The organism is Dyadobacter sp. CY261 (genome assembly GCF_021440085.1).
Lineage (GTDB): Bacteria > Bacteroidota > Bacteroidia > Cytophagales > Spirosomataceae > Dyadobacter.
Window position 1 is genome coordinate 491,697 of sequence record NZ_JAKCPW010000007.1, and the last position, 12,244, is coordinate 503,940.

8 protein-coding genes are annotated in these 12,244 nt (G+C 50.3%); 6 read left to right on the top strand and 2 right to left on the bottom strand.

Going from position 1 to position 12,244, the window contains the following annotated elements:
- Positions 1-2 precede the first annotated feature (2 nt).
- From LZD49_RS21390 to LZD49_RS21410, 5 genes are all read left to right on the top strand, one after another.
- Positions 3-758 (top strand): LytTR family DNA-binding domain-containing protein, encoded by a 756-nt coding sequence (locus tag LZD49_RS21390; protein ID WP_234669709.1) that lies wholly within the window; start codon positions 3-5, stop codon positions 756-758.
- A gap of 211 nt (positions 759-969) precedes the next feature.
- Positions 970-1,323 (top strand): four helix bundle protein, encoded by a 354-nt coding sequence (locus LZD49_RS21395; protein ID WP_234669710.1) that lies wholly within the window; start codon positions 970-972, stop codon positions 1,321-1,323.
- 396 nt (positions 1,324-1,719) lie between these two features.
- Positions 1,720-1,872, top strand: a complete 153-nt coding sequence (locus LZD49_RS21400; protein WP_234669711.1) for a hypothetical protein — start codon at positions 1,720-1,722, stop codon at positions 1,870-1,872.
- 62 nt (positions 1,873-1,934) lie between these two features.
- Positions 1,935-2,594, top strand: coding sequence for a peroxiredoxin (locus LZD49_RS21405; protein ID WP_234669712.1), 660 nt, complete (start codon positions 1,935-1,937; stop codon positions 2,592-2,594).
- Between the two features lie 253 nt (positions 2,595-2,847).
- Positions 2,848-8,427, top strand: coding sequence for a choice-of-anchor D domain-containing protein (locus tag LZD49_RS21410; RefSeq protein ID WP_234669713.1), 5,580 nt, complete (start codon positions 2,848-2,850; stop codon positions 8,425-8,427).
- A gap of 116 nt (positions 8,428-8,543) precedes the next feature.
- On the opposite strand, the gene LZD49_RS21415 is transcribed toward LZD49_RS21410, so the two are convergent.
- Both LZD49_RS21415 and LZD49_RS21420 read right to left on the bottom strand, forming a co-directional pair.
- Entirely contained in the window at positions 8,544-9,410 is an 867-nt protein-coding gene (locus LZD49_RS21415) for a phosphoenolpyruvate hydrolase family protein (protein WP_234669714.1), read from the bottom strand.
- 38 nt (positions 9,411-9,448) lie between these two features.
- The gene (locus LZD49_RS21420; RefSeq protein ID WP_234669715.1) at positions 9,449-10,687 is read right to left on the bottom strand and encodes a Tm-1-like ATP-binding domain-containing protein; all 1,239 of its coding nucleotides are present in this window, start codon (positions 10,685-10,687) and stop codon (positions 9,449-9,451) included.
- A 335-nt stretch (positions 10,688-11,022) separates the two neighbouring features.
- Here LZD49_RS21420 and LZD49_RS21425 point away from each other — a divergent pair, with 335 nt between their 5' ends.
- On the top strand, positions 11,023-11,934 hold the full coding sequence (locus LZD49_RS21425) for a pentapeptide repeat-containing protein (RefSeq protein ID WP_234669716.1): 912 nt from the start codon (positions 11,023-11,025) through the stop codon (positions 11,932-11,934).
- Positions 11,935-12,244 lie beyond the last annotated feature (310 nt).

Sequence of the window (12,244 nt, forward strand, 5' to 3'; positions counted from 1 at the left end):
TTATGTCAGATCTGAAAATAGGCGTTGTTGAAGACGAACTCGTCATCGCGCGGACGATACTAAGCACCCTCGATGAGCTCGGCTACACGCATTGCGGGCCGGCGATCAACTACACCGAAGCACTCGAAATGCTCGAAAACGACAGGCCCGACCTGCTCCTGCTCGACATTCAGCTTGCCGGCCGCAAGGACGGCTTCGATGTGGCCGAACAGCTCAACGAAACCTACAAGCTCCCATTCATATTCCTGACAGCCAACAGCGACATCGAAACCATCGACCGCGCCAAGAAGGTAAAGCCGCACGCCTATATCGTCAAACCGTTTACCAAAGAAGAGCTTTACGCCGCGATAGAGATCGCATTCTATAACTTCACTGCCAGCCAGGCCAGGCACCAAAACCTCACAAAGCAGGAGAAACCGGCATCCTATCACGCCAAGAACTTCATGTTTGTCAAGGACGGCTATGTTTTCCGGAAAATCTTCTTCGACGAACTCCTTTACCTGGAAAGTGAAGCGAACTATGTCCTTCTGCACCTGGCTTCCCAAAAGAAAGTAATGGTCCGCTCCACGATCAACGATTTCATGGAGCAGCTAGAACCACAGCGTTTTTTACGCATCCACCGGCGATTTTCAGTGAACAGCCACTTTATAGATGACATTTTTCCCAGTGAGCTGTCGGTTCATGGTACGAAGTTGCCGATCGGTAAGTCGTACCGGGAGGAGTTGTTGCGGGCGTTGGGGATTAGGGTGGACGGGTGATGATTGGACCGCCGACCGCCGACCGCCGACGGCCGACGGCCGATCGCATATGTTCGACAATAAAATTGATTTGAGAGAAAACGGTTGATAACTCATTCCCGGCGGCAGATTATTGATTCGAGAATCGATAGCATTTATCGTTAGCTATTGATTAACTATGCTCTATAGTCGGCGGTCAGCGGTCGGCCGTCGGCGGTCCCCACATTCAACTATGTCATACAAATTTGAAAAGCTCGAAATCTGGAAGCTGGCTATCGTGTTTGCTGATGAAGTTCATTTGTTGACGCTTCGCTTTCCGAAGGATGAAATGTTTTCGTTAACTTCTCAATTTAGAAGAGCGGCTGATTCTGTTTCATTGAATATTGCTGAGGGTTCAATAGGGCAGTCAAATGCCGAACAAAAGAAGTTTCTGGGATACTCGATTCGATCGCTGGCTGAATGCGTCAACTGCCTTCATTTGTCGCAAAGGAGGAGTTACATCTCATCCGACGAATTTACCAATCTCTACCTTCGTTCCGAAGAGTTGTTTGCAAAGATGAATAGATTTAAGAGCAGTTTGGGGTGATGTGAGCGATGACGGCCGACGGCTGACGGCTGACGGCCGACCGCTGACCGCTGACAACCGACCGTTGTTGGTCTTCATTGATCTCAAACCATGCAGTTTTGAAAAATCGGGTTTGGATATTTGCAGTTTTTTATAAAAAGACCCAGGCACAGCATTGTTCGGTAGTCGGCGGTCGGCGGTCGGCGGTCAGCGGTCAGCGGTCGGCGGTCGGCGGTCGGCGGTCAGCGGTCGGCCGTCAGCGGTCAGCGGTCATCCGTCATTTCCCAAACCGCCGCCCATTCATCCCAAACCTCCTACATTCATCCCTTTTTTTTGCCCATATGCCTGGCAAACGCCATTTTTGGCGGTGTTATGGGTTTGCTTGATCTGGACAAAATCATCATAAAACGGACCATTATGGGAATCCGCTGCACGGTGTGCGGGGGGAACCTGGTTGTTACCGACAAGATGTGTCTCGCTGGCCGGATCGCGAAAATCGTTTCGTTGGGCAAACTCAAACCGGAATGCTACGAATGTGAGATCTGTAAAAAGCGGTATACGCTTCTCTGACAGCTCTTGATGCCTCCATGCACGATCGTAAAAATGTATAAACCCCTTAATCTCCCAACACAATGAGTTTGAGACTGAACGACCTCGCGCCGGATTTCCAGGCCGACACCACCCAAGGCATCATCAACTTCCACGAATGGATCGGCGATGGCTGGGTTATTCTTTTTTCCCATCCTAAGGACTTTACGCCGGTGTGCACAACCGAACTGGGATACATGGCCAGGCTCGCACCCGAGTTTCAGCAACGTAACTGCAAAGTGATCGGCCTGAGCGTCGACCCGGTGGAAAGCCATTTGAAATGGGAAAAGGACATCGAGGAAACACAGGGGCATGCCGTCAACTACCCGATGATCGGCGACCCCGACCTCGCCATCGCCAAGCTCTACGACATGCTTCCGGCCGATGAGCCAGGCACCTCGGAAGGCCGCACCGCCGCGACTAACCAGACTGTACGTTCGGTCTTCATCGTTGGCCCCGACAAAAAGATCAAGCTGAACCTCACTTACCCGATGACCACGGGCCGCAATTTCCACGAAATCCTGCGCGTCCTCGACTCTATGCAGCTCACAGCCCAACACAGAGTGGCAACACCTGTGAACTGGCAGAATGGCGAAGAAGTGATCATCGTTCCCGCCGTATCCGATGCCGAGGCAAAAGAGAAATACCCGGAAGGCTGGAAAACCGTGAAACCGTACCTGCGGTATGTGGCGCAGCCGATTTGACGGCTGACGGCCGACGGCCGACCGCTGACCGCCGACCGCCGGGTGCGGTTTCATGGACGGTATGCTTAATGACCATGGACGATAGACCATAGACCATTAATATACAATGACATAGAACACATGGTCTATGGTCTATGGTCTATGGTCTATTTTCCATCGTCCATGGTCAAATGGCGGTCATCCGCCGGCTTGGTTTGTAAAAAGAACAAGTACTTCAATCGGCCTGGTACATTCCTGTTTAAAACCACAACAAATGAGACGAACTATACTTGCTTCATCGATCATCCGAAAAGCTGGGCTGAGGTCATTGGTAATGCTTTTGCCGGTGTTGCTGATGGCAATGTCGGGCGCAATGGCGCAGACCACCTGGGATGGCAGCGCTGATACGGAATGGAACAATTCAGAAAACTGGTCGAACGGGGTGCCGGATGCGAGTGTCGATGTGACGATCGCCGACGGTCCGAATGACCCGATCATATCCGGCACAACCAACGCTGTGGCCAAATCGGTGCTGGTAGGGGCCAATAGCTCGCTTATTATCCAGGCGTCGGGCAGTCTGACAATCAACGGATCGGCACCCTACACGTCACCTGCTACCTTCACCACCGCCCTTAACAATCTTGGGACTATTACCAACGGTGGAAGCATCTTCCTCGGATCGGCGGCCACTGTGGGCACACACGGGATCGTCAATCAGCAGACATTTGATAATGCTGTCGGCGGGTCCATTGAGATCGACCGCTGGGCGAATACCGGAATTTATAATGCTTCCGGCACTTTCACCAATAGCGGTAACCTTGTGATCGGCGACGGCACCAGCATCGGTCAGCACGGCATCTGGAACGACGGGACCTTTCAAAACAATAGTGCGGGAACAATTCACATCGACCAAACGACTCTGATCGGCCTGATGAATAACTTCAACCCCGCGGGTGTGGGAGCCGCAACCTTTAGCAACTCCGGAGCCGTTATTATCGGCGCTGCAAGCGGCGTAGGCAATTATGGGCTCGAAAATCTCGGTGACCTTGAAAACGCGGGCACGGGTAGTATCAGCATCGATCATTCAGCCGTCGCAGGACTATACAATGCAGCAGGTTCTTTCAGCAACAGCGGTCAGGTTAAAATCGGTGCAGTAGCATTTGTTGGACCCGATGGCGTGCAAAACGATGCTCAGATGACCATCAACGAATGCGGCAGTTTGCTGGTACTGGCAGGTAACCTTTCCAATTCGGCTTCGAAAACGATAACTAATGCGGGATTGGTGCAGATAAAGAACAACCTGGCCAATAATGGTTCATTTACGAATAATGGTGTTTTAAAATATGGGACTTTTACAGAACCCTACCTCAATCATGCGCTGGTCATCAAAGATGCCCCTGCGCCAATCTTTACATATGGGAGCAATTTTACGGGAACGGTTAATGGGATTTTTACGGATGCCGGGGCGACGCAATCTGCGGGGACTTTCACGGCACCCAACCAGTTTGTGCCGGTCGGCTTAGCCGAGGGAAGTCATATATTGTATGCCAAAATTACTCCCCAAAGCGCTGCATGCAGCTACATTGTTCCTTTTACATACCTATACACCGCACCGGGCCCCGATATCAATGTTAAAGGGAACGGCAACAATATAGCTAACGGCGATAACAATCCTGTCGACTATAAATTCACTAACTTCGGTCCTGTTTACACATTGGCAGGCAATGCCGTACGCAGTTTTACGATTGAGAATAAAGGCGATCAACCCCTCACACTGACCGGTACGCCGGTGGTGAACCTGAGTGGCTCCGCCGATTTTTCCGTCACATCCCAGCCCGCTGCCACGATAGCTGCCGGAGCAACAAGCCAGTTTGAAATCACTTTCGATCCCGGTTCGTTAGGTGCGAAAACCGCGGTGGTAAGCATTGCGAGCGACGATTCGAATGAAAATCCTTACACATTTACCATCGCAGGGGAGGGCAGTGATGTTTGCGTGCCCACCACCTCGTCGGGTCCGCTCACATGGACAGGATCCACCGACACCGACTGGAACACGCCATGCAACTGGTCGCCCGCGAGCGTGCCTGCGCAAGGCAATGAGGTGATCATCGCGGCTTCGGCAAACGCCCCGGTGATCGGTGCCGGGATAGCCGCGCTGGCCAAAACCGTGGAAGTGCAAACGGGTGCAACCCTTACGGTTTCAGCGACAGCCAGCCTGACCGTCAATAGCGTGAAGGCCGTTTCCGGCTCGGCAACAGTCTTTTACAACGCGGGTACCGTCCAGAACAATGGAGAACTGACGCTAGGCAGCCCATCTCTTACGGCGGATTTCGGTTTGTGGAATGCGGGGAATTTCAATAATAGCCATTGCGCGAAAGTGCTTGTGGTAAGTGGTGATTTGAAAAATGATCTATCCAAAACCATTACCAATGGCGGCCTGACCCTGATCACCAATATGCTAGCCAACGACGGTACCTTTACCAACGACGGCACGCTGAAATACGGCAGCATTAACGGGACTGTTACCAACAATCAGGTGATCGTTCATGACAAACCGACACCGATTTTTAGCCTGGGCAGCGGATTTTCGGGTATGATCGACGGAATTTTTAAAGATAGCGACGCAACGCATCCGGCAGGGACCTTCACCGCACCCGATCACTTCGTTCCGGACGTATCGCTAGGTATAGGCAACCACACTTTGTATGCCAAAATCACACCCCTGGGAAGCGCTTGCACGTACATTGTCGCATTTGAATATGAATTCCTGACAAACCAGACTACCTGGACGGGTAATGAAAATTCGGACTGGAACAATGCAGCCAACTGGTCGCCGGGTATCCCGGGAATCTTGACCGAAGCAATCATTCCGAATGTATCAACCCACGACCCCGTTATTGGGAATGGTCAAAGCATGGTTGCCTACGCGGTGCGCGTGGAAGCGGAGAGTTCGCTGTCCATTGACCCCGGAGGAACGCTCACGATCAACGGGTCTAGTACTTATGCCGCACCTTTCGATTTTACGGCAGGGTTCAACAATAAAGGCACCGTAAGCAATAGTGGCCAGCTTATTTTGGGTTCCAACAAAGGTGTAGGTAGCTATGCTATCATAAATCAGGGCATATTTAATAACCTGGCGGGTGCGGAGATCCGCATTGACAGCACTTTGGATACCGGCCTCTACAATGCATCCGGCACATTTACCAACCATGCGGACATCGCGATCGGGGCGAATAGTCCTGTCGGATTGCATGGAATCTGGAACGACGCTGTTTTTAACAACAATACTGGTGGAAATATTAGTATTGATCGTTCCTCGGCCAAAGCGCTGGTGAACAATCTCGACGAAACAAAGTCTATACACGCGACCTTCACCAATGCGGCGGCAATCACCATCGGCGCAGCGGCGGGTGCAGGATCCCATGGTATTTACAATAGCGGAACCTTTGATAACAGTGCCGGAGGGGACATTCGTGTTGACAATACAACTAATACCGCCATTTACAACGACAAAGAGGCGTTTACGAATGCGGCAAATATCACCGTCGGTTCAGTAGCGACAGCCGGTAATATCGGGGTTGATAGCTGGGGGACTTTTGTTAACAAAGCCGGTGCCACGTTGAAAGTCGACCGTGCTGTAAACTTTGGTATCAATATCGGCTCCGACACATTGACGAACAATGGAAGCATTGCATTGGGCGAAGTAAGCAAACCCGGAACGACGGGACTGCGTAATGCCAACGCCATGTTCGTGAATGCGGGAACCCTATCGATAAACCGGACGGGAAACCAGGGCATGGAAACCAGCGGGACGGCCATTAACGATGGTACGATCACCATCGGCGGTTTGGAAACGGTGGGGCGATTTGGACTTTTTATCACCGGTACTTTTAATAATAATACCGGTGCTGTGATTCATATCGACCGTGTGAGCGGTCCCTCGTCGGTGCTTCCCAGCGCGATTCGGCACCAGGGAGGTGCATTCAGCAATTCGGGGGCAATCGTCATCGGAGAAGCGGTTTCGGGTGGAGATTATGGTATGAGATTGCAAGCAACCTTCGCTAATAATGCGGGCGGCACGATCAACATCGACCGGACAAACATGACAGCCATCGATATTGCCTCTATTTTTACCAACAAATCGAGCATTACGATCGGGGCGTTGGCCTCCGTAGGAAAGTATGGTATCGACCTGGTGGGCCAGTTCAACAACAATGCGGGCGGAAATATTAAGATCGATAATAGTACGGAGGCGGCTATTTTTTCCAAATCCTCTTTCAGCAATGTTGCCGACATTACCATCGGAGCATCGGCGTCGGTAGGGAAGTATGGAATCGAGACCGGAGGTGCCGGCGATTTCTCAAATGCCGCCGGCGGAAGGATTTTCATTGACCGCTCCAGCAGCATCGCTATCGCACACCTCGGGGGGACTTTTGACAATGGATCCGAGATCACGATAGGCGGGGTGGCAGACGCGGGAACGTACGGTATTTCAAACCAGAAGGATTTTAAAAATAGCCCCGGCGGACATATCCGGATCGACCGGACGACCGATACCGGAATCTATCAGCTGAAAGGCACATTCACGAACGAAGCGGATATTACGATCGGTGGCAATGCCAACGTGGGCGTTCATGGTATTTTCAATGAAACGGTTTTCGATAACAAAGCGGGAGGGAATATCAGGATCGATCGCACGTCGCTGGCAGGGCTGCGCGTTTTTAACGGTACATTCACCAACGAAGCCGGCCTGACGATCGGTTCGGTGGCAGGCGCGGGTACTTACGGAATCCAGAACCAGTCGTTTCTGGTGAACAAAGCAGGCGGGGATATCAAGGTTGACAATACGGTTGAAGGTATTTTCCTGGAAGACAATACATTTAACAATGCAGGAAAAGTAACGATTGGCGGTGTAAGTGCGATAGCCAGCCTGCTCACACAGCAGGGGGCAGGCATTTTCAACAATAATACCGGGGGTGTATTCAAAGGTGCCGGGCAAATAATTGCGGCTTCCTTTACGAACGCGGGTGGAACACTTTCACCGGGTTATTCGCCCGGAACCTTGACTTTCAGCGATGGCAAGGATTTCGGCAACAGCATCATGGATATCGAAGTCAATGGCACGGGAAGTACCGACCACGATCGAATAGCAGTTATCGGAACGGCAACACTTGGCGGCTCGCTGGCGGTAACCGTCAACTATACGCCGGAAGTCGGTGATGAGATAACAATTCTCACGGCAACGTCGGTAACAGGCACATTCAGTGCGGTGACGGGGCTCGCTGTTGGCTGGAAAGCAGTTTACCAATCCAACGCGGTCAAACTTCGCTTTAATGATCCGATGCCGGTTAACCTGGTGTCATTCAATGCCCGTTTGGCAGGTTCCATCGTCAGACTCGATTGGCACACAACTTCCGAAACCGACAATGCCGGTTTCTACATCGAGCGCAGTATGAATGGTTTCACATGGGAAGATATCGGTTTTGTGGATGGCAATGCCACGACTTCGCAAAGCAACGACTACGCTTTCCGGGACGAAAAGCCCACGCCGGGCCTCAACTATTACCGACTGCGACAAGTTGATTTCGACGGCACCTTCGAGCACTCGCGCACCCAGGCCGTGAAATTTGCCGATCCCCACCACGAAGTAATCGTCTGGGCCGACGCCACCCGGCAAGCTTTTATCAAAACCGGTGCGGTAATTCGGGAAGTGACGGTTTATGATCTTTCGGGACGGATTTTGATGGTTTCGAAAGGGCCGAAACTGAACTTATCGTCTGTTGCCAGTGGTATTGTGCTTGTCCGGGTGAAAACTGATGGGGGTGTGGTGGTCAGGAGGCTGTTTTTGTATTGAAATAAACTAGGTTTTTAGTATAAATGATTTGGGTAGAAGCACTTTGACATAAACGAGGCTCTCTTGTCGCTATCACCTGTTTAGCATAGCGATAAAGGAGCCTCTTTTTATTGCTCCTAAGATTTTCCCAAGGTCAATTTCTTAAAATCACGCGTCAGATTTGTCAGCGATTGCTCAATGCCCATGCGTTCGAGGGAAGATGCGCCCACAAATCCGTGAATGTCGGTTCGGGAGAGCACTTCGCGGACGTCGTCGGGCGTATTTACCGGACCGCCGTGTGCGAGTACAAATACGTTGGGATTCACATCCCGGGCGGCATCTCCGATTTCCTGGGTGCGGGCAATAGCTTCATCTATACTGCAAGTAGCGTCCACAACACCAATGGAACCGCCTACCGTAGTGCCCACATGTGCAATAATGGCGTCAGCGCCCACTTCCGCCATTTGTCGGGCTTCTTCCGGCGTTGCGACATAAACGATCGAAAACAGGTCCATCATCGTCGATAGTCGGATCATTTCTACCTCTTTGGCAAACCCCATGCCGGTTTCTTCCAGTACGTTCCTGAAATGGCCGTCTACTATGCTATGGGTAGGGAAGTTGTTGACACCCGAAAAGCCCATTTCTTTCACTTTCAACAAATGGTGCCACATTCTCCGGCGTGGGTCGGAGCCGTGGACGCCGCATATCACCGGGATTTCCTCCACCACTGGCAATACTTCAAACTCGCCGATTTCCATCGCTACCGCATTGGCGTCGCCGTAAGCCATTAATCCAGCCGTGGAGCCGTGCCCAGCCATTCTGAAACGGCCCGAATTGTATATAATAATGAGATCGGCTCCGCCTTTTTCAATGAATTTGGCGCTGATGCCCGTTCCGGCGCCGGCCGCGATAATGGCTTTGCCCTGATCGATCGTGTTTTGCAAGCGGTCTCTGACTTCCTGTTTCGTGTAGGGGTTTCCTTTACCTGTCCATGGGTTAGGCATATCGTTTCGGTTGTGTTTATAAATGGATAATATTGATTCTAGATTTCATGATTTGTCTTTCGCAAAACGCCCAGCAATGTGTCGACCAACAAATGGGCAAATGCTGGATCATTGATATGCGTATCGGCTTCGATAACATGCACGTGGCTGCCAGCATGTTCTCTGATCGCCCCAAACAATGCCTGGTCAGCAGCAGGGTTGTGGAAAATCCCGCCTTCCGACGCTACTTGGGAAATGCCCCGCAGCGGAAGCACTATCGTCGCCTCCGCAGGCGACCGGCTCACTTTTCGCGCCAGGCGTTCGCCGAGGATCGCGTTTTCATGTTCGTCGGTGCGCATGAGCGTCACGTCTGGTGCCCAGCTGTACAAGTGCCTGCCCGCGAATGCGGCCGGAACGGTGTCCAGATGTGCAAAGTTGACCATATCCATACAACCCGGTACGACGACCTGAGGAATGCCCATGTCGGCTGCGGCGGTCAGTCTTTCGGGGCCGGCGCTGCAAATGCCGCCGCACAAATCGTCAGCCAGTTCGGTGGTAGTAATGTCGAGCACGGCTTCGAAACATCCTTCGCGAATGAGCGATTCCATCGTTTTACCGCCTACGCCTGTGGCATGGAAGGCAAGCACCTCGAATCCGGCATTACTCAAAAGTTCGGTGCATTTGTCGACGCAGGCTGTGGTATTTCCAAACATGCTGATGGCAATGCTCCGTGAGCGGGTGTGTTCGCTCAAAGTTTCCACACCTGCCATGGCACATACGGCTGCTGCCGCCTGCGCCACAAGCTGCCTGAGAATGTGGTTCATGCCCGCCACGTCTACCACCGAAGGGATCAGCATAATGTCCTTATCGCCAATCTGCCGCGATAAGTCTTTGGTTGCCAGTGTGGTGAGGCAAACTTTCGGTATGCCAAAGGGAATGCCTTGCATGGCCGAAAGCGCGATATAAGTGCCACCGCCACCGCCCATGCCGATCACCGCTTTGATTTTGTTTTCGGCATAAAGCTGCGAAACCAGGCTGGCGGCACCTTTTCCCATGATGTCAATAGCCTTGCCGCGATCACGATCGTGGCGGAGGCTATACATGTCGCTGCCGCTGGCGGATGCAACGATGTTTGACTCAAAGTCGACCGGGAAGGCCTGTGTTGTGCCGAAAATACCGGTATTGATGGTGATAACCGTTTCGCCGCGAGCGAGAATGCATTCGCGGAGGTAGGCGAAAACAGCCCCCTTGGTGTCGAAGCAACCGACTATCAAAATGCTTTTATCCGAAATTGACATAATGCAAGTATAACCAGATATCCGTATCCAATGCAAATACTTAACAAAGTTGCTTTGACAATTAATAAACAAGTGATAGGAATGCGTCTCTTTTTCGATGTTACCTACCTACCGTTAAATAGAAATAAGAAAAAATTGCAGTCGAAATATCCGAGGCATTTGCATGAATGGTGTGCTAATCAATAAATTTCGATTATCTCCAAACTCGCTATTTGTTTTTGGAGCACTTCGCATGGTAATAAAAGTTTCTTTTTTCCATCGCTACCTTTTGTGCCTATCCAGTCGTGTCACCACTATACGATATTTTATGTATCATCAGTTAAATATCTAAATCAATGGCCTATCTACTGATGTTTGTTTGTTCTTTTTTGACATTATTCTTGCTTTGGAAAGTTCCAATATGGCAATTGAAGGGAAAGGCTGATTCACTTTCGGTAAAGGAACTCCTGGAAGTGGAGAACGAATTAAGAAAAACTATTGCCCAAATAATCGGAGGGGTTCTTGTGTTAGCTGGACTGGCTTTTTCCTGGGAACAGGTCGTTGACTCGCGAAATAACTTAGAACTTTCCCAGCAAAGATTTACCGTCGAGAGTTATTCTAAGGCAGTTGATCAATTAGGTAGTACAAGTTCGCATGTTAGAATGGGTGGGATTTTTGCCTTACAAAAAATTTCGGAGGGGGCGGAGGCATATAAGTTAGTGGTGAATCAAGTCCTTGGAGCGTTTATTAGAGAACATACAGCTGACAGTATAATGAATGTTGAAGAAATCCAGGCGACAATTGACGTGATTGTGAAAAGGCCTGGTTATGCTCCAAGTGAGGTCGATTCTTCTAATGGGATAAATTTTAATCTCTTGAACTTAGGACTGCTGGACTTTGATAATGCCGATCTGTCTAAGGCTTCGATGATTGATACTAAATTAAGAAAGTCAAGTTTTGTTAATGCTAATCTATCTAATGCGATTTGTGTGGGTGCTGCTTTTGAACTTGCAAACCTGACAAACGCTGAGCTAACTAACGCAGATTTTGCCGATGCAATGTGTCAAAGAGCCAATTTCAGAAATGCCACCTTGGTTGGTGTCAATTTTTCTAGATGCGATTTGCGCGAGGTTGATTTTACTGGGGCCATTATTGATGGAGCAAAATTTGACGATGCTGACATCTCTAACGCAATTTTTGATGGAGTTGATCTTTCGAAGGTTCAGAGTATTTCACGTGAGCAATTGAGTGGTATTAAACATCATTAACACAAGAATCCTTCAAACCCATGCCGAATTTTACGAACAGCAGAAGAACATTTCTAAAGACAATTTTCGCAGTGCCTACCACTTGGTCAATAAGCTCCGTGGTAAGTAGGAGACAATCGCCTCTTTCTACGCATCTATTTGTTAAGGAATCAGGCAGCCAACCCTCAATTGTTGGAATTATTTATTGTGACTCACCAAAAAAAGTGGAGGCTCTGATGTAAGCTTCCCCTAAAAGTGATCGTTGAATAAATGGAGCTTTCCGATTATATTTTCATAAAAGGAAAGGAACATGAAGAAGAATCGATTCAGC